General features: G+C 65.5%; 23 protein-coding genes and 1 other RNA gene. 4 read left to right on the top strand and 20 right to left on the bottom strand.

What is annotated here, in order from left to right; translation table 11 throughout:
- Window positions 1-69: 69 nt before the first annotated feature.
- From ftsA to rsmH, 15 genes are all read right to left on the bottom strand, one after another.
- Complete coding sequence (gene ftsA / locus BRA1253DRAFT_RS30765) at window positions 70-1392, bottom strand: cell division protein FtsA (protein WP_007600863.1); 1323 nt, start codon at window positions 1390-1392, stop codon at window positions 70-72.
- Window positions 1389-2429: a cell division protein FtsQ/DivIB gene (locus BRA1253DRAFT_RS30760; protein ID WP_007600861.1), complete on the bottom strand. Its 1041-nt coding sequence runs from the start codon at window positions 2427-2429 to the stop codon at window positions 1389-1391. Before BRA1253DRAFT_RS30760 ends, ftsA begins: the two co-directional genes overlap by 4 nt.
- Before the next feature lie 350 nt (window positions 2430-2779).
- Complete coding sequence (locus BRA1253DRAFT_RS30755) at window positions 2780-3766, bottom strand: D-alanine--D-alanine ligase (RefSeq protein ID WP_007600859.1); 987 nt, start codon at window positions 3764-3766, stop codon at window positions 2780-2782.
- Window positions 3767-3876: 110 nt separating this feature from the next.
- Window positions 3877-4797, bottom strand: coding sequence for a UDP-N-acetylmuramate dehydrogenase (gene murB / locus BRA1253DRAFT_RS30750; protein WP_007600855.1), 921 nt, complete (start codon window positions 4795-4797; stop codon window positions 3877-3879).
- A 190-nt stretch (window positions 4798-4987) separates the two neighbouring features.
- Window positions 4988-6391 (bottom strand): UDP-N-acetylmuramate--L-alanine ligase, encoded by a 1404-nt coding sequence (murC, locus tag BRA1253DRAFT_RS30745; protein WP_007600854.1) that lies wholly within the window; start codon window positions 6389-6391, stop codon window positions 4988-4990.
- Between the two features lie 122 nt (window positions 6392-6513).
- On the bottom strand, window positions 6514-7614 hold the full coding sequence (gene murG, locus BRA1253DRAFT_RS30740) for an undecaprenyldiphospho-muramoylpentapeptide beta-N-acetylglucosaminyltransferase (RefSeq protein ID WP_007600853.1): 1101 nt from the start codon (window positions 7612-7614) through the stop codon (window positions 6514-6516).
- A gap of 169 nt (window positions 7615-7783) precedes the next feature.
- A complete protein-coding gene (ftsW, locus tag BRA1253DRAFT_RS30735) occupies window positions 7784-8935 on the bottom strand; it encodes a putative lipid II flippase FtsW (protein ID WP_035994241.1) in 1152 nt (383 codons plus the stop codon).
- A gap of 210 nt (window positions 8936-9145) precedes the next feature.
- Complete coding sequence (locus BRA1253DRAFT_RS30730) at window positions 9146-9358, bottom strand: hypothetical protein (RefSeq protein WP_007600850.1); 213 nt, start codon at window positions 9356-9358, stop codon at window positions 9146-9148.
- A gap of 41 nt (window positions 9359-9399) precedes the next feature.
- Complete coding sequence (murD, locus tag BRA1253DRAFT_RS30725) at window positions 9400-10800, bottom strand: UDP-N-acetylmuramoyl-L-alanine--D-glutamate ligase (RefSeq protein ID WP_007600848.1); 1401 nt, start codon at window positions 10798-10800, stop codon at window positions 9400-9402.
- A 7-nt stretch (window positions 10801-10807) separates the two neighbouring features.
- The gene (gene mraY / locus BRA1253DRAFT_RS30720) at window positions 10808-11911 is read right to left on the bottom strand and encodes a phospho-N-acetylmuramoyl-pentapeptide-transferase (protein WP_007600847.1); all 1104 of its coding nucleotides are present in this window, start codon (window positions 11909-11911) and stop codon (window positions 10808-10810) included.
- Window positions 11912-12074: 163 nt separating this feature from the next.
- Window positions 12075-13454 carry a UDP-N-acetylmuramoyl-tripeptide--D-alanyl-D-alanine ligase gene (gene murF, locus BRA1253DRAFT_RS30715; RefSeq protein WP_007600846.1) on the bottom strand — a complete coding sequence of 460 codons (1380 nt, stop codon included), beginning with the start codon at window positions 13452-13454 and terminating at the stop codon, window positions 12075-12077.
- Window positions 13451-14908, bottom strand: coding sequence for a UDP-N-acetylmuramoyl-L-alanyl-D-glutamate--2,6-diaminopimelate ligase (locus tag BRA1253DRAFT_RS30710; RefSeq protein WP_007600845.1), 1458 nt, complete (start codon window positions 14906-14908; stop codon window positions 13451-13453). Before BRA1253DRAFT_RS30710 ends, murF begins: the two co-directional genes overlap by 4 nt.
- 84 nt (window positions 14909-14992) lie before the next feature.
- Window positions 14993-16747, bottom strand: coding sequence for a penicillin-binding protein 2 (locus BRA1253DRAFT_RS30705; protein ID WP_007600844.1), 1755 nt, complete (start codon window positions 16745-16747; stop codon window positions 14993-14995).
- Window positions 16744-17136 (bottom strand): hypothetical protein, encoded by a 393-nt coding sequence (locus tag BRA1253DRAFT_RS30700; RefSeq protein ID WP_007600843.1) that lies wholly within the window; start codon window positions 17134-17136, stop codon window positions 16744-16746. The genes BRA1253DRAFT_RS30705 and BRA1253DRAFT_RS30700 overlap by 4 nt, the downstream gene beginning before the upstream one ends.
- Window positions 17137-17139: 3 nt before the next feature.
- Window positions 17140-18129, bottom strand: coding sequence for a 16S rRNA (cytosine(1402)-N(4))-methyltransferase RsmH (gene rsmH, locus BRA1253DRAFT_RS30695; protein ID WP_007600841.1), 990 nt, complete (start codon window positions 18127-18129; stop codon window positions 17140-17142).
- A gap of 523 nt (window positions 18130-18652) precedes the next feature.
- Between rsmH and BRA1253DRAFT_RS30690 the strand changes: the two genes are divergently transcribed.
- Window positions 18653-19435 carry an N-acetylmuramoyl-L-alanine amidase gene (locus tag BRA1253DRAFT_RS30690; RefSeq protein ID WP_007600840.1) on the top strand — a complete coding sequence of 261 codons (783 nt, stop codon included), beginning with the start codon at window positions 18653-18655 and terminating at the stop codon, window positions 19433-19435.
- A 119-nt stretch (window positions 19436-19554) separates the two neighbouring features.
- Here the strand turns inward: BRA1253DRAFT_RS30690 and BRA1253DRAFT_RS30685 are convergent, their stop codons facing one another.
- On the bottom strand, window positions 19555-20787 hold the full coding sequence (locus BRA1253DRAFT_RS30685; protein ID WP_007600838.1) for an RNA polymerase sigma factor: 1233 nt from the start codon (window positions 20785-20787) through the stop codon (window positions 19555-19557).
- Window positions 20788-20809: 22 nt separating this feature from the next.
- Window positions 20810-21163, bottom strand: a complete 354-nt coding sequence (locus tag BRA1253DRAFT_RS30680) for a YciI family protein (RefSeq protein WP_007600836.1) — start codon at window positions 21161-21163, stop codon at window positions 20810-20812.
- A gap of 149 nt (window positions 21164-21312) precedes the next feature.
- Between BRA1253DRAFT_RS30680 and rnpB the strand changes: the two genes are divergently transcribed.
- Window positions 21313-21743, top strand: an RNA gene (gene rnpB / locus BRA1253DRAFT_RS40715) — RNase P RNA component class A.
- 56 nt (window positions 21744-21799) lie between these two features.
- Here rnpB and BRA1253DRAFT_RS30675 read toward each other — a convergent pair.
- Both BRA1253DRAFT_RS30675 and BRA1253DRAFT_RS30670 read right to left on the bottom strand, forming a co-directional pair.
- On the bottom strand, window positions 21800-22513 hold the full coding sequence (locus BRA1253DRAFT_RS30675; protein ID WP_007600834.1) for an alpha/beta fold hydrolase: 714 nt from the start codon (window positions 22511-22513) through the stop codon (window positions 21800-21802).
- A gap of 72 nt (window positions 22514-22585) precedes the next feature.
- Complete coding sequence (locus BRA1253DRAFT_RS30670) at window positions 22586-23050, bottom strand: DUF983 domain-containing protein (RefSeq protein WP_083869967.1); 465 nt, start codon at window positions 23048-23050, stop codon at window positions 22586-22588.
- Window positions 23051-23099: 49 nt separating this feature from the next.
- Here BRA1253DRAFT_RS30670 and BRA1253DRAFT_RS30665 point away from each other — a divergent pair, with 49 nt between their 5' ends.
- Entirely contained in the window at window positions 23100-24470 is a 1371-nt protein-coding gene (locus BRA1253DRAFT_RS30665) for a PLP-dependent aminotransferase family protein (RefSeq protein ID WP_007600832.1), read from the top strand.
- A gap of 6 nt (window positions 24471-24476) precedes the next feature.
- Here the strand turns inward: BRA1253DRAFT_RS30665 and BRA1253DRAFT_RS30660 are convergent, their stop codons facing one another.
- Entirely contained in the window at window positions 24477-24737 is a 261-nt protein-coding gene (locus BRA1253DRAFT_RS30660) for a hypothetical protein (protein WP_007600831.1), read from the bottom strand.
- 231 nt (window positions 24738-24968) lie between these two features.
- On the opposite strand from BRA1253DRAFT_RS30660, the gene BRA1253DRAFT_RS30655 reads away from it, so the two are divergent.
- Window positions 24969-25712, top strand: coding sequence for a sulfite exporter TauE/SafE family protein (locus BRA1253DRAFT_RS30655; RefSeq protein WP_007600830.1), 744 nt, complete (start codon window positions 24969-24971; stop codon window positions 25710-25712).
- Window positions 25713-25752 lie beyond the last annotated feature (40 nt).

The raw sequence follows: 25752 nt of genomic DNA, 5'->3' as shown, positions 1-25752 counted from the left end.
CGCGCGTGGGTTCGCCCCGGCCGGCGGCCGCGGGAGTTGGTGAAAATCGAATATTGCGGGAAGGAGTCATCAGAAGCCCTCGCGTAGCCATCGTCCGACCTTTCCGAAATACCCGCCGGTCCCCGTCCTGACCTGCTGCCGCGTATGCCGCGGTTCGACATGTTCGTGGTGAACATATTGCGGGTAGACGAGCAGTCCGGCCGGCACCGCGAAGGCGGCGTTCTTCGCCTCGTTGGGCAGCCGGCCGAAACCGAGCGGACGTCCGACCCGCACGGGCCGGCCGAGAATCTGCGTTCCGAGCTCAACGAGACCGGTGAGCTGCGAGGCCCCGCCTGAGAGCACGACGCGGCCGTTGGGCTCCGAGGCGAAGGGCGAATCCTTCAGCTTGTCCCGAACCATTTCGAAGACTTCCTCGGCACGATGCTTGACGATGTTGGCGATGGTAGCGCGGGAGACGATCTGCGGCAGATCCTGCTCGTCACCGGCTGTCGGTACAGACATCAGCTCACGCGAGTCCGATCCGCCGGTGATGACGGTCCCGTATAACGTCTTGATTCGCTCGGCATCGGCAATGGTCGCGGAGAGTCCGCGCGCCAGATCCATCGTGATGTGTTGCCCGCCGACCGCAAAACCCGCGGCATGCACGAAGCGGCCGCCGGAAAAGACCGCGATCGTGGTGGTGCCCGCGCCCATCTCGACGACGGCAGCGCCGAGGTCGGCCTCGTCGTCGGTCAGCACCGACAAGCCTGCCACATAGGGACTTGCCGCCATGGCTTCGACGTTGATGTGGCAGCGTTCCACCGCCAGCATCAGGTTCCGCGCCACCGTGGCGTCGCAAGTGACGACATTCATGTCGATGCCGAACTGATGCGCGACCATCCCGCGGGGATCGCGGATGCCCTTGACGCCGTCGAGCGTGTAGCCGATCGGCAGCGCGTGCAGCACGGTGCGGCCTTCGCCGGTGGCGTGGCGCATGCCGGTGGAGGTGACCCGGCTGACATCGGCCGGCGTCACGGCGCCGCCGCGGATGTCGGCCGCAGCTTCGACCAGCTGACCGGAGAGCCGGCCGCCGGACACCGACAGCAGCACGGACTCGACCCGCACCTTGGCCATTTTCTCCGCAAGCCCGACGGCCTGTCGCACCGCCTGCTCGCATTCGCCGAGATCGATCACGGCGCCGGCCTTCATGCCGCGGGACTGGATCTGGCTGTAGCCGATCAGCTCCACCGCATGGGTCCGGTCGCGCAGGGCTTCGCTCGGCGCCGACGGCTTCAGCCGCGCGATCATGCAGGCGATTTTGCTGGTGCCGATGTCGAGGCAGGCGACGAGGCCGCCGCGCTTGTGCGGCATCGGGCGTGTCTTCGGTGTCTGGGTGCGATCAAGACCGGTCATGCAGCGTCCCCGGCCTTTTTCTTCTTCTTGTCCTTGAACAAATCGTCGCGCGCCTTGGCGGCGTCCTCGGACAGCTGCACCACCAGCCGATCGGGCAGGCGCAGGTCGACCGCGACGATGTCGCGGGAGAACAGCTTGTCCTCCTTGTCGAGCCTGGACAGCGTCGCAAGCGCGTTGCCGACGTCTTGTTCGGGCAGGCGGATGTCCAGGCCGTCCTTAAGCCTCAGGTTCCAGCGCCGCTCCCCGACGAAGATCGCGGCCTTGGTGATGGAATTGACCTGCGGATAGCGCGCCAGCAAAGCGAGGAAATCGCGAGCCTGCGTCTCGGCACCCTTGCCGACCACGAGCGGCAGCGACAGGAAGCGGCGCGAGACATAGGGTTCGAGCACGGCGCCGTCATCGGCGATGACGGAGAGCCGGCCGGCCTCCTGCCACAGCGCGAACGCCTTGCGCTCGGTGAGCTCGATCATGAGCTGGCCGGGATACAGCTTCAGCACGGTCGCATCCGCGATCCAGGGATTGGCCTTGAGCTTGTCGCGCACGGCGTCGGCGTCGAGGAACAGCAGCGAGGATCGGCCGCTGACGCCGCCGATCGCAAGGATCTCGTCCTGGCTGAGCTGCTTGCGGCCGTTGATCACGACGGAGGTGATGCGGAAGCCGGCGGAATTGGCCAGCGCGTTACGGGTGTCGTTGACCGCCGTGATGAAATCCTGGAGATGGCCGCCTTTGACGATACCGAAGCCGCAGCTTCCGATCAGGAGCAGCACCGTCATGCTGATCCCGACCCGGCGCGGCAGATAGCGCTCGACCAGCGCGACCAACCGCGGCGGAGGCTCGCGTTCGATGACGGCTTTGGCCCGGGCTTTGGTTTTAATCTTTTCCTCGGCTGCAGCACGCGCGCCGTGAACTCGTTCCAGACGCTTGTCCTGCACCCACTCGCGCAGAAGCACGACCGCTCCGATAGCGGCCGCCTTCAGGTCAGCTTGGGGCCTCAGCGATCTGAAAAGCGACCGAGTGAGGCTTCCTGCTCCATCCATTGCACGAGCTCGTCAACAGTTTGCCCGCGACATCGCGCGGGTCCTGGCGAACATGACGTCTCGGACTTGCCGGGCCGGGTGCTGGTCTTCAGCAGAAGAAAACCTCTCCCCTTCAGAGCGTTCGCCGGAGGTGACAACACCCGCAACGGTCCACGCGCCGGCAGCCAAAGCGTCATATACGCCGCCAGCGTTAACCTTCGGACGTCCTGGTAAACAAAAGGTAAAGTTCGTTAACGACGTGAGCTTTTTGCCCAGGCCTGTGAGGCATTTATGCCGCAATATCCGGCATTTTACCGGTTTTGGGTTCCAAAACCGGCCGTTTCGCCGGTTCGGCCGTTAACCAGTCCTAATTATTTTCGCACACCGGCCACAGCGAGCTCGACCAGGCCGCGCAGGAAGTCGACGAACGCGATGCCCTCGGCCTTCAGCGCCTTGGGGTAGAGCGAGGACTTGGTCAGCCCGGGCAGCGTGTTGGTTTCGAGATAGATCAGCCCCTTGTCCGAGACGATGAAATCCGAACGGGAATAGCCGGTACACGACATCGCCCGGTGCGCCAGCATCGCCTGCTGCTTCAGTGCGGCGGTGATTTCGGGTGCGAAGCGGCCGGGACAGATCTCCTGGGTCGACTTCAAAAGATATTTCGCCGCGTAGTCGAAACTGCCCTCGCCCGGAATGATCTCGATCGGCGGCAGCGAGATGATCGAGCCATCCGGCCGCTCCAGCACGCCGCAGGTCGCCTCGACGCCAGCGATGTAGGGCTCGATCACGTACTCTTCGTGCTTGGCGGCATTGCGGACGGCGACGAGATCCTGCCTGGCGTTAACGAAGATCAGGCCGTAGCTCGAGCCATCCCTGGCGGGCTTTGCGATCAGCCGGCCGTATTCGGCGAAGGCCTCGTCGATCTGGTCCAGCGCAATGTTGGCCGGCGGCGACACGCCGCCGAGCGCGGCGAAATGTTTGGCCGCGAACTTGTCGAACGCGAGATGCGAGGAGGCCGAGCCCGATCCGGTGAACGGCACGCCGCGCGCCTCGCACATCACCTGCAATTCGCCGTTCTCGGCGCGCCCGCCGTGCAGGCCGAGCACCAGCACGCGGTTCTCCGCCCTGGCCTGGTCGAGCGCCTGCTGCAACGGAATGCCTGACGTGCCCGGCTTGAACTCGTCCTCGAATGGGCGGGCATGTTCGAGCAGCTGTCTGGACTGCACGACATGCACCTTGTCCTCCACATCCCACCACCAGAGATCGGCCTCGGGCAGCGCCTGATGCAGCGCCTGGGCTGAGGCGACCGAAACCAGACGTTCGCGATTGGAGCCGCCGAAAAGGATGGTGATGCGCATGTTCTTTGGTCCGTCACCTGTCTGTGTTCGTCATTCCGGGGGCGATGCGAAGCATCGAACCCGGAATCTCGAGATTCCGGGCTCTCGCTTCGCGAGCCCCGGAATGACACTCACGCGGGAATTCCGATCCGCTTGATTTCCCAGTGTAGCTCAATTCCGGAATTTGCCTTCACCCGTTCACGCACGGTCTCGCCCAGCGTCTCGATGTCGTGCGCGGTGGCGTCACCCGTGTTGATCAGGAAATTGCAATGCATCTCGGAGACCTCGGCACCGCCGACGCGCAGGCCGCGGCAGCCGGCAGCATCGACCAGCTTCCAGGCGGAATGGCCGGGCGGATTCTTGAAGGTCGAGCCGCCGGTCTTTTCGCGGATCGGCTGCGCGGTCTCGCGATGGGTTTGCACTTCCGCCATGCGTGCGCGGATCGCGTCGGCATCCCTGATCTCGCCGCGGAAACGCGCGGAGGTGAAGATGATGGAGGGATCGACGCCGCTGTTGCGGTAGACGAACTTCATGTCGGCATTGGAGAAGACGTGCTTGGTGCCGTCGCGCCCGACGCCTCGCGCCTCGATCAACACGTCCCTGGTCTCGCCGCCATTGGCGCCCGCATTCATGCGCAACGCGCCGCCGATCGTGCCGGGAATGCCGAAGTAGAATTCGAGCCCACCGATATTGGCCGACGCGGCGACTTCCGCCACGCGCTTGTCGAGCGCGGCCGCGCCCGCAGTGACGACATCGCCGCTAGCGCTCGCCTCGCCGAAGGCGCGCGGCGCCAGCCGGATCACCACGCCCGCAATGCCGCCGTCGCGCACGATCAGGTTGGAGCCGACGCCGACGACGTAGACGGGAATGTCGCTTGCGAGATGCGCGAGGAAATAAGCGAGGTCGTCCTCGTCCGCCGGCGTGAACAGCACCTGCGCCGGGCCGCCGACGCGAAACCAGGTGAGCTCGGCGAGCGACTGGTTCGCCAGCAGCCGGCCGCGAAGATCGGGCATCGCGGCTTTGAGGTCGGGTGTGATGTCGGGGAAGCTCATGCGAGCATGCTCACTGCGGGTGAGGAGCGCACACTTCTTCCGTTCCCTCCCCCCTTGTGGGGGAGGGTCAGGGAGGGGGGTAGCCCCAAGCGAGATCGGAGTTCGCGGCCACCCCTCTCCCCCGCCCTCCCCCACAAGGGGGGAGGGAGCGCAGCTTGCCGTGCGGCTGACTGCGGGCCCCTCAGCATCATCATTCCAGCGCCTTCAACTCGCCGGGCAAGGCATAGGCCCATTGCGTGATGTTGCCGGCGCCAAGGCACACCACGAGATCGCCCGATTTCGCTACGCGCTTGACGATGCCGGCGAGATCGGACGCCGCCGGTAGCGGGATCACCTCGCGGTGGCCGTGGGCGCGCAGGCCCGCGGCGAAATGGTCGCGATCGATGCCCTCGATCGGCGTCTCGCCTGCGGCATAGACCTCGGCGACGATCACCACATCCGCGTCGTTGAAACAGGTGCAGAATTCCTCGAACAGCGACTGCAGGCGGGTATAGCGATGCGGCTGCACGACGGCGACGATCTTGCCGTTGGTGGATTCCCGCGCCGCCTTCAGCACCGCCGCGATCTCGACCGGATGATGGCCGTAATCGTCGATGACGGTGACGCCGTTCCATTCTCCGGTCTTGGTGAAGCGGCGCTTGACGCCGCCGAAGCCGGCGATCGCCTTGCGGATTGCCTCGTCCGACACGCCGAGCTCGCGCGCGACCGCAATCGCGGCCGTCGCGTTGGAGGCGTTGTGGCGTCCCGGCATCGGCAGCATGAGATCGGAGATCTCGTGCACGGCGCCCGTCTTGCGATCGCGGAAGGCAACCTTGAACTTCGATCCGCCGCCCATCGGGGTGAGGTCGACGAAGCGCACATCGGCCTGCGGATTCTCGCCATAGCTGATGATGCGCCGATCCTCGATCTTGCCGACGAGAGTCTGCACCACGGGATGATCGATGCACATCACGGCAAAGCCGTAGAACGGCAGGTTCTCGACGAAATGCCGGAACGCGTCCTGCACCGCCTCGAAGGTCTTGAAGTGATCGAGATGCTCGGGATCGACATTGGTGACGATCGCGACCTCGGTCGGCAGCTTCAGGAACGTGCCGTCGCTCTCGTCGGCTTCGACTACCATCCAGTCGCCCGCACCGAGACGTGCGTTGGAGCCGTAGGCGTTGATGATGCCGCCATTGATCACGGTGGGATCAAGGCCGCCGGCGTCGAGCAACGTCGCGACCATCGTGGTCGTGGTGGTCTTGCCGTGGGTGCCGGCGATGGCAACGCAGCTCTTCAGCCGCATCAGCTCGGCCAGCATCTCGGCGCGGCGCACCACAGGGATGCGCCGCTCGCGCGCCGCCGTCAGTTCCGGATTATCGCGCTTGATCGCGGTAGAGACCACGACGACCTCGGCGCCGTCGACGTTCTCCGCCTTGTGGCCGACCGAGACCCTCGCACCGTTCTTGCGCAGACGATCGAGATTGTAATTGTCGGAAGCGTCCGAGCCCTGCACGGAATAGCCGAGATTGAGCAGCACCTCGGCAATGCCGCTCATGCCGATCCCGCCGATCCCGACGAAGTGGATGGGTCCGATCTCGCGCGGCAGTCTCATGCTCTATTCCCTGACCTCGCCGCCGGAGAAGGCGGCATCTGGCGAAGGTCACGGCAAATCAGCCGCGCGCCTTTCCTACTGGATGCCCCGCTTTAGAAGGCGAAGACAAGGGCTTTTTCGCGTCAGATTCCCGCGATTTTGGCCACCAGATCGGCCAGCCGCTCAGCCGCATCGAGCCGGCCGGCGCCGCGGGCGGCCTGCGCCATGGTGGCAAGGCGCGCGGGCTCGGCGGCGAAGGCGGAGATCTCGGCGGCGAGGCGATCGGAGGAAAACTCGGTCTGCGGAATGCGGATCGCACCGTCGACTTTGGCCAGCACGCCGGCATTGGCGAACTGGTCCTGGTCGATCGCGCCCGGTAGCGGCACCAGGATCGAGGGCCGCCCGATCGCGGCGAGTTCGGCCACGGTGCCCGCGCCTGAGCGCGACACCACCAGATGGTTGGAGGCCAGCCGTGCCGGTAGATCGGTGAAAAACGGCGCAAGCTCGGCCTTGATCTTCAGCCTGTCGTAGACCGCACGCACGCGCGCCATGTCCTCGTCACGCACCTGCTGGGTGAGGACGAGCCGGCCCCACAGTGCGGGCTCGAGGCGCTCGATCGCGCCCGGAACGATGTCGGCCATGATGCGCGCGCCCTGGCTGCCCCCAACGACGAGCAGCCGCAGCGGGCCGTTCACTTCAGGCGCAGCGTATGGCACGCCAGCTGCGGCGAGAATCGCCGGACGCATCGGCGTGCCGACCGTCGTGGTCTTGCCTGATAGCGCCGGATCGCGATCGAGCACGCCAGGCAATGAAGTGGCGATGGCGCGGACGCGGCTCGACAGGAACCGGTTGGCGCGGCCGAGCACCGCATTGGCGTCATGGATGATGCCGGGCACGCCCGCGAATTTTGCCGCGACCAGCGGCGGCAGCGTCGGATAGCCACCGAAGCCGACGACAGCGACCGGCTTCAATCGCTTGATCAAGCTGTAGGCGGACAGCGTGCCGGCCGCGAGCGTCAGGCCGGCATAGGCGAGCTGCAGCGGATTGCGTCCACGCGCAGTCTCGCTCGAGACGACGTCGATCATGTCCTTGGTGAACAGCCCACTGTAGCGCAGCGCGCGCTCGTCGGTGACGAGGCGGACACGGAATCCGCGCCGGATCAGCTCGACGCCGAGCGCCTCGGCCGGAAACAGATGGCCGCCGGTGCCGCCCGCGGCGAGAAGAATCAGGGGGGAGGTGTCCATGGAGAGGAGTTTTACAGGGACTTTCCCGCCATTGCGAGCCGGTGCTCGTGCCCCGGGCGCAGCGCAGCGCGCCGCCCTTCGCGGCGTGGTGCGCTGCTGAACCGGGGCCCATGGCTGCGGCATTCTGGGTCCCGGATCTGCGCTTCGCTTGTCAGGGACACGAGAGCAATCACGCGTAGCTGCGCATCGCCTCGGCGTGGCCGCTTGCCTCGACCTCGGTGCGCGGGCGCAGCCGCGTCAGCGCCAGCATCATGCCGACACCATAGGCCAGCGACACGATCGAGGAGCCGCCATAGGAGATGAAGGGCAGCGTCATGCCTTTGGCGGGGATGAGCTGGAGATTGACCGACATGTTGATCGCGGCCTGCACGCCGAACAGGATCGCAAGCCCCGAGGCCGCGAAGCGCGAGAACATGTCTTCGTTGGCATAGGCGCGCGACAGCGTGCGGATGACGACGAAAGCAAACAGTGCCAGCATTGCGAGGCACAGGATGATGCCGAACTCTTCGGCGGCAACCGCGAACACGAAGTCGGTGTGGCTGTCCGGCAGGCTGCGCTTGGCGATGCCCTCGCCCGGCCCGAGCCCGAACCAGCCGCCGTTGTAGAAGGCTTCCATCGCGGTATCGACCTGGAAGGTGTCGCCCGAGGCCGGATTCATGAAGCGCTTGATGCGGCCGGCGACGTGAGGAACAAAAAGGTAGGCGCTGAACAGTCCGGCGGCGCCGAGGCCGGCGAGCCCGAACACCCAGATCATCCGCATGCCCGCGATGAAGAACAGCGAGCCCCACACCATCAGGATCAGCATGGTCTGGCCGAAATCCGGCTCCATCACCAAAAGCGAAACCAGCATCAAGAGCAGCACCAGCGCCATCGAGGTCGCCGGCATTTCTGGCCGCCGAGTGGATTCCGCGAACAGCCAGGCGGCCATGACGACGAACGACGGTTTTGCGATCTCGGAGGCCTGGATGTTGACGCCGATCAGCGTGATCCAGCGCCGCGAGCCCTTCACCTCGGGACCGATCGCGAGCGTCAGCACGATCAGGATGATGCTGGCCGCAAAGATGATCAGCGCGCTGCGGCGGATCGCGCGCGGCGACAGGAAGGAGACCCCGAGCAGCACGATGCAGGAAGGCACCAGGAACAGCACGTGACGGCTGAAGAAATGGAAGGGATCGAGCCCGATGCGGGTCGCGACCGGCGGGCTCGCCGCCAGCGACAGGATCACGCCGGTCAGCATCAGCGCCAGGATGGCACCCATCAGCGGCTTGTCGACGGTCCACCACCACTCGGAAAAGGGGGTGCGTTCTTCACGGGAGAGCATGGCGGCCGCTTTCGGACAGAGGTCGGTCCATTGGTCGCCGAGGTTGGTTACCGGGTGGTTAAGGGAATCGATGAAGTTTTCGGGAGTCGTGCCCCGGACGCAGCGCAACGCCCTTGCGGTGCGCTGCTGAGCCGGGGCCCAGCAGGCTTCTGGGTCCCGGCTCTGCGGAGCGTCACTTCGTGCCGCACCGCGTCCGGGACACGAAGGTCATCATACCGGCGACTTCCTATCCGAAAGCAAACTGCGAGTCCTCTCCAGCGCTTCGATGAGCTGGTCGAGCTCTTGCGCACCGAAGAAGACCTCAATGTCTCCGTTCTTTCTGAGGGACAGCGCGAGGCCGGCGACCTCGCCAGCAGTGCGTACCACTACGACGGCGTCATCTCCGGAATCGCGATCAGGAAAACAAATTGTGGCAACCTGCATCGTCACCTCATCACCCTCTCAGCGCGTCGGGTTATAAACCGTCACACCACCGGCTTCACGCCAGGCAGCGCCTGCACCAGCTCGCGGAACTTGGTGCCGCGGATCTCGAAATTGCGATACTGGTCGAAGGAGGCGCAGGCGGGTGACAGCAGGACGACCGCGTCAGCGATGCCCGACGCCTCCGCATCGCGTGCGGCTTGCTCGACCGCCACATCGAGGGTCTGGCTGATCTCGTGCGGCACTTGGGTGCCGAGCGTGCCGGCAAACTCCTCCGCGGCCTCGCCGATCAGGTAGGCTTTGCGGATGCGCGGGAAGTAGCCGGTGAGGCCCGTGATGCCGCCGGCCTTCGGCTTACCGCCGGCGATCCAGAAAATGTCGGCGAAGGACGACAGCGCATGCGCTGTGGCGTCCGCATTGGTGCCCTTGGAGTCGTTGACGAACAGCACGTTGCCGCGGCGGCCGACCTGCTCCATGCGATGTGCAAGGCCCGGAAAGCTGCGCAGGCCGTTCTGCAAGACATCGAGGCTGATGCCCATCGCGAGCGCGGCGGCGGCCGCACACGCCGCGTTCTGAGCATTGTGCAGACCGCGCAGAGAACCGATGCCGCCGAGCTTGGCGACTTCGCTGCGGGCACCACCGGAGGTCCGCACGATATTGCCATGCTCGACATGGATGCCGCTGGCCAGCGGATTCCTGACCGAGATGCGCACGATGTTCTTGCCGGTGCGATCGAGCCGGTCGGCGATATCGCGGCAAAAACCGTCGTCGACGCCGACGATCGCGGTGCCGCCGGCCTGCACACCGGCAACGAGGCGTTCCTTCACCGCAGCGTAATGCGCGATGGTGCCGTGGCGATCGATGTGGTCCTCGCTGACATTGAGCAGAATGCCGACGGAGGGATCGAGCGAGGGCGTGAGGTCGATCTGGTAGGACGACATCTCGATGACGTGGACGCGGCCCATGCCCGGCGGCTCCAGCGACAGGATCGCGGTGCCGATATTGCCGCCCATCTGGGTGTCATAGCCGGCCACTTTGGTCAGGTGCGCGATCAAAGCCGTCGTGGTCGATTTACCATTGGTGCCGGTGATGGCGACGAACGGCGCATCCGGCGCGTGGCGGCGCCGCTCGCGGCAGAACAACTCGATGTCGCCGATCACCTCGATAGCGGCCTCGCGCGCCTTCAGCACGCTCCAATGCGGCACCGGGTGGGTCAGGGGAACGCCGGGCGCGAGCACCAGCGCCGCGAAATTCGCCCAGGAGACGTTGCGTAGATCCGCCGTGATGAAGCCCGCTTGCGCGGCCTTGGCGACGTTCTCGGCATTGTCATCGGCGGCGATCACCTCGGCGCCACCCGCTTTCAAGGCGTAACAGGAGGCGAGCCCCGAGCCGCCGAGGCCGAACACCGCGACCGTCTTGCCGGCAAAGGACGTGACCGGGATCATCGAGGGCTCACCGCAGCTTCAGCGTGGACAGGCCGGCGAGCGCCAGCATCACGGAGATGATCCAGAAACGGATCACGATCTGCGGCTCGGTCCAGCCGAGCTGCTCGAAATGGTGATGAATCGGCGCCATCCGGAAGATGCGCTTTCCCGTCATCTTGAACGACACCACCTGCACGATGACGGAGACCGCCTCCAGCACGAACAGGCCACCGATCACCGCGAGCACGATCTCGTGCTTCACCGCCACCGCGATCGCACCCAGCATGCCGCCGAGCGCGAGCGAGCCGGTGTCGCCCATGAAGATCGAGGCCGGCGGCGCGTTGAACCAGAGGAAGCCGAGGCCCGCGCCCAGCAGCGCGCCGCAGAGCACGGCGAGTTCGCCGGTGCCTGCGACATATTTGATCTGGAGATAATCGGCGAACACCGCGTTGCCGGCGAGATAGGCGATCATCGCAAAGCTCGCGGTCGCGATCATCACGGGCACGATGGCGAGGCCGTCGAGACCATCGGTGAGGTTCACCGCGTTGCCGGCGCCGACGATCACGAAGGCGCCGAACACGACGAAGAACCAGCCGAAATGCAGCACGGTGTCCTTGAGGAAAGGAATCGTCAGCGCGGTCGACGCCGGATCGCGGTTCAGCCGCACCAGCGCGTAGCAGGCAACCAGCGCGATTGCCGCCTCGATCAGCAGGCGAAGCTTGCTGCCGAAGCCGGTCGTGGTCTGCTTGGTCACCTTGAGATAATCGTCATAGAAGCCGACGAAGCCGAAACCGAGCGTCACCGCCAGTACGATCCAGACATAGGGGTTGAGCGGATTGGCCCACAGCACCGTGCCGACCGTGAGGCCGGACAGGATCATCAGCCCGCCCATGGTGGGCGTGCCTTTCTTGGCGAGATGCGATTGCGGACCATCGGCCCGGATCGGCTGGCCCTTGCCTTGCCGGATGCGCAGATGGTCGATGATCCAGGGGCCGAACAGGAACACGAACAGCGCGCCGGTGACGACGGCGCCGCCGGTGCGGAAGGTGATGTAGCGGAAGACGTTCAGGAAGGTGCGAACGGCACCGAAGCCCGGAAATGTGTTGGAGAGCTCGATCAGCCAGTAAAACATTCAGACGGTCCTATGGCGCCTTTGCACGCGCCTTGATCTTGGCCTTATCAACCTGCCTCACGCGCATTCGCTGGTCTTCATCATGGGTCGGGCGACCTCTAAAGAAAACGAACGGCTTCGCGCCGGAAAGGGTGGGATTCGGGAACAGCGCCTTCCAAGCAGTTTACGCCCTTGCCTGCAAGGCGGCCACTAGGCCCGGCACAAACTTGTTGACCCAGAACATCTTCTTGCTGCCCTTGACAACCACGACATCGCCTGCCCTCAGCAGATTTGCGACCTCGCCCGGCTTCAGCGTGACGGGGTCGTCGTGCCAGCCGAGACCCTTGCCTGCTGGAAGCACCTCGAACAGGTGACGCATCAGGGGTCCGACGCAATAGACGCCGTCGATGCCGTCGAGATGCTTGGCGAGGCCGGTGTGATAGCCGGGCGCGCCATCGCCCAGCTCCAGCATGTCGCCGAGTACCGCAATGCGGCGGCCGCCGGTCGTGTTGCGCGCTTGAAGGCTTTGCAGCGCGGCAGCCACGCTGGCCGGATTGCCGTTGAAGCTGTCGTCGATCACGGTGATACCGCCGACCGCCTGCTCGACGCCACGGCCGGTCATGATGCCGACCCGGTCGAGCTTGATCGCAAGCGTCGCCGCATCGAGGTTCGCCGCACGGATCGATGCGAGCGCGGCGAGCGCATTCTGCACGCGGTGCGGCGCGCCCGGCGTCAGGCTGAACGCGATCTCTTTCTTGCCGAGCGCGGCCACGACCTGCCAGCTGTCGCCATGCGGCGCGTGCGCGACCTCGTGCACCTCGGCTTTGTCGCCGAAGCGTATGACCTTGCCCTTCCAGTCCGGCGCCTTGATCCCGGCGGGCAGCACCAGCACGCCTTCCGCGGGCAGACCGAGTGCAATCGACACCTTCTCGCGACGGATGGCTTCGAGCGAGCCGAGCTTCTCCAGATGCACCGGCTGGACGTTGACGACGAGCGCGACTGTCGGCCGCGTCAGTTCGCTGAGCCGCGCGATTTCGCCGGCCTGGTTCATGCCCATCTCGACGACCCAGAGACTGGCATCGGGCCGCGCATTGCATAGCGTCAGCGGCACGCCCCAGAAATTGTTGAAGCTCGACGGGCTGGCATAGGCATTGGGGTAGGCCGCGAGGAATTCCTTGGTGCTGGTCTTGCCTGCGCTGCCGGTGAGCCCGATCACCGGTCCGTTGAAGCGCGCACGTGCCGCGCGGGCAAGACCCCAGAGGCCGTCGATCAGCGTGTCCTTGACGACGATCTGGGGAACGCGGACGCCCGCGATCTCGTGCGGCACGATCATCGCGACTGCGCCGGAAGTTTCCGCCTTTTCCGCGAACTCCCAGCCGTCACGCGCGCTGGCGAAGGCTGAGATGAAGCCGCCGCTCGGCGTGCCGCTCAGCGCGACGAACAGGCTGCCCGGTTTCACCAGCCGGCTGTCCTGGGTGACGAAGTCGATCGGCGTGTCCGGGAACGATCCGGCGGCGCCCAGCGCGCGCGCCACTTCGGCCACCGTCCATATGGGCGCGCTCATGCAATCCTCGACGCTAATGCGGCGGCGACCGCCTCGTGATCACTGAAGGGCAAAACCTCTCCGCCGACGATCTGCCCGGTCTCGTGGCCCTTGCCGGCGATGAGCAGCGCATCGCCATCTTCCAATTCCTCGATCGCCGTGCGGATCGCAACGGCCCGGTCGCCGATTTCGCGCGCGCCCCTGGCGGCGGCGAGGATTTCGGCGCGGATCGACTCCGGCTTCTCGCTGCGCGGATTGTCGTCGGTGATGATGATGCCGTCGGCGTTGCCGGCCGCGATCTCGCCCATGATCGGACGCTTGCCGGCATCGCGGTCGCCGCCGGCACCGAACACGACGACCAACCTGCGCTTCGCGTAGGGACGCAGCGCCTGCAGCGCCTTCGCCAGCGCATCGGGCTTGTGCGCGTAGTCGACGAAGATCGGCGCGCCGTTGCGCTCGCCGACGCGCTCGAGCCGCCCCTTGGCGCCTTCGAGGTGTTCGAGGCTCGCAAACACATTTGCGGCGTCGCTGCCGGTGCCGATGGCGAGACCGGCCGACACCAGCGCATTCTCGATCTGGAATTCGCCGACCAGCGGCAGCCGGATCGCATATTGCTTGCCGCGATGTTCGAGCGCGAGCACTTGCGAAAACCCTTCGACCTCCGCACCGGCGAGACGAATGCCCTCGCCTGCCCCGTCGCCCTTGCGACCGACCGCCATCACGCGCAAGCCGCGCGAATTCGCAGCGCTGATCGCCTCGGCCGAGCAATCATGATCGGCGGAGATCACGGCCGCGCCTCCCGGCGGAACAAGTTCGCGGAACAGCCTGAGCTTGGCCGCAAGATAATGCGCGACGGTCGGATGGTAATCCATGTGGTCGCGCGAGAGATTGGTAAAGCCGCCCGCCGATACGCGCACGCCGTCGAGGCGATATTGATCGAGCCCGTGCGAGGAGGCCTCGAAGGCGAGATGCGTGACGCCCTCGCGCGCGATCTCGTCCAACTGCCGGTGCAGCGCGATCGGATCGGGCGTCGTCAGCGAGCCGTAGACTGTACGTTTGGGCGAGACTAGGCCGATGGTTCCGATGCTGGCGGAGGCGTGCCCGAGCCGCTCCCAGATCTGCCGGGTGAATGCGGCGACCGAGGTCTTGCCGCTGGTGCCGGTCACCGCCGCAATGGTGGCGGGTTGCGCGGGAAAAAATCTTGCCGCGGCGAGCGCCAGCGCGCGGCGCGGATTGGCGACTGTGATGAACGGCACCTTGCAGCCATCAGGCACATGGTCGCCGACAACCGCCACCGCGCCTGCGGCAATCGCGGCATCGACGAAGCGCGCACCGTCGGTCTTGCTGCCCGCAAGTGCGAAGAAGAGATCACCCCGCTTGACCGCGCGGCTGTCGAGGGCAACGCCGGTCACATCGAGGGCCGCGATGGCGGGCTCGATTGCGGCGTCATTGCCTAGGAGGTCACGCAGCTTCATGGTCTTCCAGTCGACATGCCGGACCGGAACACCGAATCTGCAGGGAAATCCCGACTCAGCAGCGGCAACGGCCCACCCGGTTGATTACTGGGTTGTCCTGGATGCTGCAAGAATAAGGCGGTCCGCAGGCGGCAGGTCGAAGCGCGGCTCGATGCCGAGCAGCGGCGCGATCCGCTCAATCACCTTCCCGCCGGTCGGCACAGCATTAAAGCCGGACGTGATGAAGCCGTAGGTCTCCTTCAGCGGCTGCGGCTCGTCCAGCATGATCAGGATCTGATATTTCGGATCGTCGCAGGGCATGATCGCAGTGAAGGAGTTGAGCACGCGTTTCTTGGCATAGCGGCCGTTGATGACCTTCTCGGAGGTGCCGGTCTTGCCGCCGACATAGTAGCCGTTGACGTTGGCGGTCTTGGCGGTGCCGATCTCGGCATTGAGCCGCATCAGGAACCGCATCTTGTCGCTGGTCTCCGTCTTGACCACGCGCTTGGCCAACGCTGCCGCTTCGGACTCGCTGCGTTTCATGAAGGTCGGCGGAATTAGATAGCCGCCGTTCACGAGTGCGTTAATCCCCATCACCGCCTGGAGCGGCGCCACCGACAGACCCTGGCCGAACGCGATGGTGACCGTGTTCAGCTCACCCCAGCGGCGCGGGATCAGCGGAGCCGCGCTCTCGGGCAGCTCGGTGCGCAGCCGCGTCAGCTGGCCCATCTTGGCGAGAAACGCCTTGTGCGCCTCGACGCCCTGGCCGAGCGCGATCCGCGCCGCACCGATATTGGACGAGAACGTGAACACTTCCTTGGTGTTGATGAAGCGTCCGAGCGAGTGGCTGTCGTGGATGGTGAACTTGCCGTAGTGCAGGTTTCCGCGCGCATCCCACATCGAGTTCAGATTGATCTTGCCGGAATCGAGCGCCATCGCCAACGTAAACGCCTTGAAGGTCGAGCCCATCTCGTAGACGCCGGTGGTCAGGCGGTTGATGCGGTCGGGGTCGTGCGCTTCCTTCGGATTGTTGGGATCGAAATCCGGAAGCGAGACCATCGCCACGATCTCGCCGGTCTTGACGTTGGAGACGATGCCGGAGGCGGCCTTGGCGTGGTATTTCTCCTTGGCCTTCAGGAGCTCGTCACGCAGGGCGTGCTCGACGCGCAGATCGACCGAGAGCTCGATCGGCTTTTGCAGCCGGTCGGTGGCAAAGCCCGCGCGGTGGAGATCGGCGAGCCCCTGATTGTCGAGCCACTTCTCCATGCCGGCGATGCCCTGGTTGTCGATGTTGACGAGACCGATGAGGTGGGCGACCTCGTTGCCGGTCGGATAGACGCGCTTGTTCTCGCGCAGGAAGCCGATGCCGGGAATGCCGAGCTTGTGGATATCCTGCTGCTGCTTCGCCGTAATCTCGCGCTTGAGCCAGACGAAGCCCTTGCGCGTCTTCAGGCGCTCGCGCACCTCGGCCTCATCGAGGTCGGGCACGGTGGCGGTCAGAAGCTCGATCGCCTCGTCCTTGTCGATGATGCGGCGCGGCTCGCCGAACAGGCTCGACGCCTTGACGTCGGTCGCGAGAATTGCGCCGTTGCGATCGACGATATCGGGCCGCGCGGTCGCGACCACCTCCTGCGCCGCGGCGCGGCGTGCGCCGTGGGCGTCGGCGCCGATCGCGAACATCACGAGCCGGCCGCCGATCAGGGCGTAGACCGCGCCGAAGGCGAGCATCGCCAGGCCGACGCGCGCCCGCGCCTTGGCGGCGCGATCGACGTTGCGCCCGTACAGCAGACTGCGGATCAGCCGTTGCCGCCAGGGCTCGGTCGGCTTTCCTACAGGTTTGGCCGGGGTCACAGCACTCATGGCTTGTCCTCGGGCTGAGGCACGGAGCCCGTCACGTTATCGGGATCGCTCGCGGCTTCGATGGTATTGAGCATGGCGCCGATCGGATCCGGCTCGCCCGGCCTGAACATCCGCGGCGGACGCTCGGGCAAGTTCTTCAGTGAATCATATTGCGTGCCGTTGACCGGCTTGAGCTGCAGATGCCGGTCGGACAGGCCCTGCAGGCGCAGCGGCGCATCGAGCTTCGCCCATTCGGAGCGCAGCGCCGCGATCGCATCGCGCTGCTCGCGGATCTCCGCATGCAGCCGCAGCACCTTTTCGGTGCGCGCCGTGGAGTCCATCTTGATCCTATAGACATAGGCCGCCGCGAAGATCAGCGCGCCAATGACGAGCAGGTGGATGAAGCGCATGCGCTAGCCACCTCTCATGACGTCGGAGAGTTTTGGCCAGGACGATTGCTCGCGATCGTCCTGCGCAGGCGCCGAGGTGCGCTCGGCGGCGCGCAGCTTTGCCGACCGCGCCCGCGGGTTATGCGCGACTTCGTCCTCGCCCGCGATCACCGGCCGCCGCGTCAGGAGCTGGAAGCTCGGCACCGCCTGCGACACTTCCGGAAGATGGCGTGAACCGCCACCCGTCTTGCTGCGCTCGGCGAAGAAATTCTTGACGATGCGGTCTTCCAGCGAATGGAACGAGACGACCACGAGTCGACCACCGGGCTTGAGCACACGCTCGGCAGCGATGAGCGCGTTCTGGAGTTCCTCGAGTTCTTCATTGACGAAGATGCGCAGGGCCTGGAACGTCCGCGTCGCCGGGTGAATATCGCCGGGCTTGGAACGAACCACCCTGCCGACGAGATCGGCGAGCGCGCGTGTGGTCGTGAACGGCGTCTCCTGCCGGTCGGCGACGACGGCGCGGGCGATCCGGCGCGACTGCCGCTCTTCGCCGAGGAGATAGATGATGTCGGCGAGATCGCCTTCCGAGGCGCGCGCGACGACATCGGCCGCAGTCGGGCCCGCCTGCCCCATCCGCATGTCGAGCGGACCATCGAGGCGGAACGAGAAGCCGCGGCCGGCCTGGTCGAGCTGCATCGAGGACACCCCGACGTCCATCACGACGCCGTCGATGCCATCGACGCCTTGAGCCGCGCAGATTTCGGCGAGGTTGGAGAAGCGATCTTCAACCAGCGTCAGCCGGCCCGCCGAGCGTTCGACCAGCTCGGCGCCGCCTGCGATCGCAGTACGGTCGCGATCAATGGCAATCACCCGGGTTCCCGGCATGTCGAGGATCGCGCGGCTGTAGCCGCCCGCGCCAAAGGTCGCGTCGATGTAAAGGCCGCCCTCGCGTGGGGCGAGGTGGTCGATGGCCTCACGGCCAAGAACGGGGATGTGCGGAGCCGAGCTCATGCGCCAAGCCTGCCGATCGCCCCGCCGGACTCCCAAGTGAGATCGGGGACGAACAAGCTCATAACGCCTCGAATAATTCCGCGTCGCGGCGGTTCCACGACCCAATCCCCGTCCAGCATGGTTACCGTGCCCGATCGTCCCGGGCCACCAACCCAGTATTCCCTTTGGAATTTGTCGGGCAGCCATGGGATTTCGAGCCAAAATACGCTTTGGCCGCCTCCGGACGCGGGTCGGCTCTTCATCTCTCAGTAACGGCCCTTAGCGTTAAGAAAGCGTTGATCGGCTCGCGACAAGTCGAAAAGCTGACGCGGCGGTGATGCTTCATCCACACACATGCGCCAAAATGCATCCGTTAACCTCGTCGCGCGGTTGCGCACGGTGGAGGGTAAAGGAATAGTAAAGAGAAGGGCTTGGCCCACTCTCTGTCTGTCTCGAGCTGTTTATGTCGTCCGGTTCGTCCACGCCGTCTGGATCTGATTCGAAGCGTCAACGCGTTCTCCCGGTTCCCAAGGCCGCCGCGAACATGCGGACGTTCGAGCCGGATTCCTCGATCGTCTCCGACATCATCCCCTCACCGAACCACGGCGACCGCAACAAGGGCCGGCAGCCCGACATGATCGTGCTGCATTACACCGGCATGCCCGACGTCGAAGGTGCGCTGGCGCGGCTCTGCTCGGCTGGCACCGAGGTGTCGGCACATTATGTCGTGCTGGAGGACGGCCGCATCGTGCAATGCGTGCCGGAGGCCAGGCGTGCCTGGCATGCCGGCGTCTCGTCCTGGTCCGGCGAGGACGACATCAATTCCTGCTCGATCGGGATCGAGATCGTCAATCGCGGCCACGATTGGGGCTATCCGGAGTTTCCGCTGCGCCAGATCGCCGCCGTGATCGCGCTGTGCCGCGGCATCATGCTCCGCCGCAAGGTGCCCGCGCACCGGGTTCTCGGCCATTCCGACGTGGCGCCTGCGCGCAAGAAAGATCCCGGCGAAAAATTTCCGTGGCATTCGCTGGCCAATTCCGGGGTCGGCCACTGGGTCACGCCCGCGCCGGTCGTACGCGGCGAGAGCCTGATGCTCGGCACCATCAGCGACGAGGTGCTGAGCCTGCAGCAGGCGCTCGCCAGATACGGCTACGGCGTTCCCCTCACCGGCAAATACGACGGCGCGACCATGGAAGTCGTCACCGCGTTCCAGCGCCATTTCCGCCCGGCGCGACTGGATGGGGTCGCGGATCACTCGACGCTGTCGACCTTGCAGGCACTGTTGGGAAGCTTGCCGGCGGAGGGAACGACGGTCGCGTCGAAGTGACGGCGACTGCCACGCACCCCGTCATTGCGAGCGAAGCGAAGCAATCCAGACTGCCTCCGCGGAAGCAGTCTGGATTGCTTCGTCGCAAGCGCTCCTCGCAATGACGGAGTATGTGGCGACTACTCCATCTCCCGCATCCTTCGCGCATAAAGTCGTCGCAGCGGCTCGAGCTGCGTCGCTTCCGTCGCCGCGCGATAGGCCTCGCGCGCCTCCTCATTGCGGCCGAGCCGCCGCAATAGATCCGCCCGCACCGCTGGCAGCAGCTCGTAGCCATGAAGCCCGCCGCGTGCGGCGGTCGCATCCACGAGATCGAGTGCGCGCGCGGGCCCATCGACCATCGACACCGCCGCCGCGTGGTTAAGCTCGATCACCGGAGATGGGTTGATCCGCAGCAGGACCTCGTAGAGCCCGGCAATCTGCGGCCAGTCTGTCTGCTCATAGCTCGGCGCACGCGCATGCAGCGCGGCGATCGCGGCTTGTACTGCGTAGGGCTGCGGCCGGCCGGGCACGCGCAGCGCGTCGTCGACCAGGCGCAGACCCTCCTCGATCTGTGCATGGTCCCACCGCGAACGATCCTGCTCTTCCAGCAGCACGATGTCGCCGGCGGGGGTCTGGCGCCCTGCGCGGCGCGCATCGTGCAGCAGCATTAGCGCCAGCAGGCCCTTGATCCCGGCGCGATCGGGTAACAGCCGGTCGAGCAAGCGGCCAAGCCGGATCGCCTCGGCCGCAAGATCGGGCCGCATCAAATCCGCACCCGACGTCGCCACATAGCCTTCGGTGAAGACCAGATAGATCACGGCAAGCACACCGTCGAGCCGCGGCACCAGCGTGTCGCGCTCGGGGACCTCATAGGGAATGCCGGCGAGCCTGATCTTCTGCTTGGCGCGGACCAGACGCTGCCCCATCGCCTCCTCGCTGACGAGAAAGGCGCGCGCGACCTGCGCCGTGGAGAGCCCGCAGACGGTGCGCAGCGTCAGCGCGACCTGGACTTCGGGCGCAAATGCAGGATGGCAGCAGGTGAAGATCAGCCGCAGCATATCGTCGTCGAGCGTCGCCGGCGGCTCGGCGGGCGCTTGCGCGTTCAGCTCGAGCTCGTGCACGAGCGCCTGCTCCTTGCCGCGGAAGACGGCCTGGCGCCTGATACGGTCGATCGCCTTGTGCCTGGCGACATTGACCAGCCAGGCACGCGCATTGTCGGGGACCTCGCACGCCGGCCAGCGCTCCAGTGCCACCGCAAAGGCGTCCTGGAGCGCGTCCTCGGCAAGATCGAAATCGCCGACGAGGCGGATCAGCGTGGCCAGCGCCCGCCCCGCCTCGTCGCGGAAAATCTTGTCGATCTCGGACAGTGTCATGCGCCGATGCGCGGCTGCGCCGTCACTTGTCGTAGACCCAGATCGGCCGCACCTCGATCGAACCGATACGCGCCGACGGAATCCGCGATGCAATCTCGATCGCGGTATCGAGATCCTTGGCCTCCACGAGGTAATAGCCGCCGAGCTGCTCGCGCGTTTCGGCAAACGGGCCGTCGGTCGTCAGAGTCTTGCCGTCGCGCACGCGGACCGTCGTCGCAGTCGTGGTCGGCTGCAAACGGTCGCCCGCCTTGAAATTGCCGCTCTGAATGATGCCTTGCGTGAAGGTCTGATATTCCGCCGTCATCTGCTGGCCGGCCGCCGGACGCATATTCGCGTACTCGGCTTCGTTCTGGTAGATCATCAGCAAATATTGCATCGCTTAACTCCTGTTGTTCGGCGGGATCGCCGACATCCAGTCGAACGGGACACACACCAAACGACATCTTCAGGATAAATTATTTGCAGGCCGCATGCGCGGCGATATCAGCTTGACGGAACCGTCATAAATGCCCCATGCCTGCCCCGTCAGTCGGCCGGACGGCCGCTCCGGCAGGTGCCGAAAGGCCGCCGGGGAGGAAAGTCCGGGCTCCCTTGACATACGGTGCCGGATAACGTCCGGCGGGGGCGACCCCAGGGAAAGTGCCACAGAGAACGAACCGCCCGCCTTCGCAGCGCAAGCTGCGTAGGCAGGTAAGGGTGAAAAGGTGCGGTAAGAGCGCACCGCGGCTGCGGCAACGGAGCCGGCATGGTAAACCCCACCGGGAGCAAAACCGAATAGGGACGGCGTAGCGGGCTGTTCGCGAAAGCGATAACGCCGCGGGGCGATGTCAGGCCCGCCGTCCGGGTAGGTTGCTCGAGGCCATGTGCAAACATGGTCCCAGAGGAATGGCCGTCACGTATCGTTCGCGCAAGCGGACGGTGCCTTACAGAACCCGGCTTACAGGCCGGCTGATATCTTGCAACGAGGGGTTCGATGCTGACCGCATCGAGCCCCTCACCATTTGGGCGCTCACTATCCGACGATCTCTTGCAATACGCCCATCAGCGCGTCCGGCGCTGTCACGTTCGGCGCGTGGCTGGCGTCGAGCTCGACAAAACGCCAGCCGTCCTCGCTCCTCGTGCGCCTCGCGAATTGCCCGAACACGTCGCCCGGCGGAATGCGCGTGCAATAGATGTAGCTGCGCGGCATCGCCGGCTCGCTACCTTCGAGCTTCAGCTTTGTCTCGAAACATTTGATCGGCATGTTGATCCGGCGGGCGTTGAGCCAGTCGAGATCGGCCTGCGGCGTGTCCGGCGGCGGCGGGTTCGGCGGGATGCGGTAGCCGTCGCCTGAGCTTGCCGCCTTGCGCATCGGCTCGCGCCCGCCCTCATGGAGATCGAACAGCGACTGGCCGTCACGCGGCACGAAGGCGTCGAGGTAGATCAATTGCGTCACCCGCTCGCGCGCGCGATCGGCGACGCCGGTGGCGACCATGCCGCCATAGCTGTGGCCGAGCAGCACGATGTCGCTGAGATCCTCGAACCTGATGACGTTGAGAATGTCCTGGATATGCGTGTCGAGATCGATCGCGGCACTGGCCAGATGCGCGCGCTCGCCGAGCCCGGTATAGGTCGGCGCAATCAGGCGGTGGCCGGCCTGCGCCATCAGCGGATGCATCTTCTTCCAGGCCCACCCGCCAGACCACGCGCCGTGACAGAGCAGGAAGGTTTTTGAGCGTGCGGCCATCGCCGTTTCCATCGTTCTTGTTTGTACGATGGAGTGTAGCGGGCGAGCGCGCGATGTAAACGCTATGGCTTCTTAAGCCGCGCGAGTGGTCACCTTCACGAGGGCGGGTGCAGGCCGACCAGCTTCGCGCCGCAGCTTGCCCGTCTCAAAACCGTGCATGCCGATCTGCCATTGCAGCCCGACGATGGCACCCTTGGTCGGCTGCAACAGCGCGAGCGAAGCGAACAAGGTCACCGGCAGCCACACCGCCAGTTGCAGCCAAACTGCTGGGGCATAGGCGGTCTCCACCGCGAGGATTGCCGGGACCACGAGATGGCCGACGACGACCATCACGAGATAAGCCGGAAAATCGTCGGCGCGCTGGTGGAACAGCTCCTCGCCGCAATGGTCACAGGTATCCGCCACCTTCAGGAAACGGCCGAACGCATGGCCTTCGCCGCAGTTCGGGCACTTGCCGCGAAATCCGCGCCACATCGCTTTTGCCAGAGAGACTGAACCGGTCGCCATGACCCCACCTCTTCCTTTTCTACGATCCATACAATAATATCTTGTATCCATACATTCAAAGGATATAGGCCTTAATTGCATGGATTGGACCCCTACAATCTCGGAGCTGAGCGGGCCGCGCTATCAGCGCATCGTCGAGGCCATGGAGGCCGACATCGCCGCCGGCCGGCTGGTGCGCGGCCAACAATTGCCGACGCAGCGGGCGCTGGCAAAGGCGCTCGGCGTCGACCTCACCACGGTGACGCGCGCCTACACCGAGGCGCGGCGCCGCGGCATCATGGAGGCCCGGGTCGGCCAGGGCTCGTTCGTGTCGGAGACCAGCGCGCGCCGCGCGGTCGACCTGCCGCATCCCGTCGCGATTGACCTCTCGATGAACGTGCCGCCGCAGCCTCTCGAAGCGCAGCTCGACGAGCGCATCATCGCCGGGATGGACGCCATCCGCGCGCAATCGGGTCTGACGGCGCATCTCAACTACCAGCCGCCCGGCGGCAGCGCACATGAGCGCGAGGTCGCGGCGCGGTGGATGCGGGCACGCGTGCCGCATGCGCATGCCGACAGGCTCGTGATCTTTCCCGGCGCGCAGACGATTCTGTTCAACCTGCTCGCCCATCTCGCCCGGCCCGGCGACGTGGTGCTGACGGAGGCCCTCACCTTCCCCGGCATCAAGGCCGCCGCGGCGCGGCTCGGAGTCAAGCTCGTCGGCGTCGCCATGGATGACGGCGGCATCCTGCCCGACGCGCTGGCGGAAGCTTGCCGCACGCATAGACCGAAAGCGGTCTATCTCATTCCGACGCTGCACAATCCGACCACCGCGACGCTTCTTCCCGAGCGCCGCGGCGCCATCGCAAAAATCATCAACGATGCCGATACGATTCTGATCGAGGATGACGCCTACGGGCTGCTCGATCGCTCGGCATCGCCGATCGCCAATCTCATTCCGGAACGGACATATCTCGCGACCACGCTGTCGAAATGCATCGCGCCCGCGCTACGGGTCGCCTATCTGGTGACGCCCGACAGCAGCTCGCAGCGGGAGATGCGCAACTCTTTGCAGGCGACGGTGCAGATGCCGGCACCGCTGATGGTCGCGCTGGTGACGCATTGGATCGAGACCGGGATCGCCGACCGCATCATCACCGCCATCAGGAGCGAGGCGGTCGGCCGCCAGCAGCTCGCGCAACGGGCGCTCAAAGGATTCGAGTTCCAGGCCAAACCCGCCGCTCACCATCTGTGGCTACGGCTGCCTGAGGGCCGCGCCGACGTCGCGGCGCATCTCCTGCGGAATGGACTAGCCGTCGTCGCCGGCGAGGCCTTCACCGTCGACGGAACGCCGCCACACGCGGCACGCGTCTCGCTTGGCGCGGCGCGCAACAGGGCGGAATTGACGGAAGCGCTACGCATCCTCGTGAGCGCGCTGCACAGCCCCGCCGACACCAGACAGATCGTCTAGCAATACTTATCGATGCTGACGGCGATGCCGCGAGCGAACGACTGGTGCGACGGGGGACGGATAGGCCGCATAGGCTTCGCTCGGCGCGACGGACTCGCCGCGGGCCCCGCGCGCGGCGGGTGTGAGCTGGCCGCCATTCAGAACGTCGCGGTCGGGATGGGCAGCCTGATAGGCCGCGGGCTCGGAAAACTGCGCCTGCGCCATCGTCGGCATCAAGGCCGCCGCCGACACCAGCGCGGCCGCGACGGCAATCTTCGTGCGGATCATCGTCCTTCTCCATATGCTCAGCCGGGATGCTGGCCGATCGGACCGCATGATGGCGTCGAGCGGGCCCCCAGGTGGAAGTACGAGCATCATCTAGACCTGTCTTTCGCGAACGCCCGCCGCTGGGGATCACGCTTGCGTGCGGTTTTGAAATTGACCTGCACGGCCGCAGCTGTGCTATGCGAGCGATGGGGATCAACAATTCGGGATCGCCCAGGCGACAGGGACAATCTGTTGGAAATACTCACCTACGCGCTGCTGCTGCTCGGCGCACTGGCCGGGGGCTTCGTCTCGGGCCTCGCCGGATTCGGCACCGCGCTGATGGCACTCGGCATCTGGCTCTACGTGCTGCCGCCCTCGCTCGCGGTGCCCCTGGTGCTGATCTGCTCGGTGATCGCGCAGAGCTCGACGCTGCCGTCGATGTGGAAGAGTTTTGATCTCTCGCTGGTCTGGCCGTTCCTGATTGGAGGACTGATCGGCGTGCCGCTGGGCACCATGCTGGTCGCCTCCGCCGATCCAAAAGTGTTCAAGCTGAGCGTCGGCGTGCTGCTGCTGATCTTCTCGACCGCGCTGTACCTCAACAAGAAGCCGCTCGCCATCACCTTCGGCGGTCGCATCGCCGACGGCGCGATCGGGTTTGCCGGCGGCATTCTTGGCGGTCTCGCCGGATTATCGGGGCCGCTTCCGATCCTGTGGGCCAACATCCGCGGCTGGAACAAGCACGAGCGGCGCGGCATCTTCCAGCTCTTCAATTTCACCGTGCTCGCCACCGCTTTGGTGTTGCAGACGGCCTCGGGCCTCGTCGCGTTCAAGGTGGTCTGGCTCGCGGTGGTCGCCTTTCCGGGCACGCTGATCGGCGCATGGGCCGGCGCGCGCGTCTATCACGCGCTGAGCGACAAGCATTTCGGCGATGTCGTGCTCGGTCTGTTGTTCCTGTCGGGCCTCGGCCTCGTCTGGAACAGTCTTGGCACGCACTAACTCCGTATTTTCTTCACGGTGAGCGCCACGCCGCCGGCAA

Origin of the sequence: Bradyrhizobium sp. WSM1253 (genome assembly GCF_000244935.1) — a bacterium.
In the GTDB taxonomy this organism is placed as follows: domain Bacteria; phylum Pseudomonadota; class Alphaproteobacteria; order Rhizobiales; family Xanthobacteraceae; genus Bradyrhizobium; species Bradyrhizobium canariense.
Note: the sequence above shows the minus strand (reverse complement) of the source record. Positions and strands in the feature narration are given on the sequence as shown.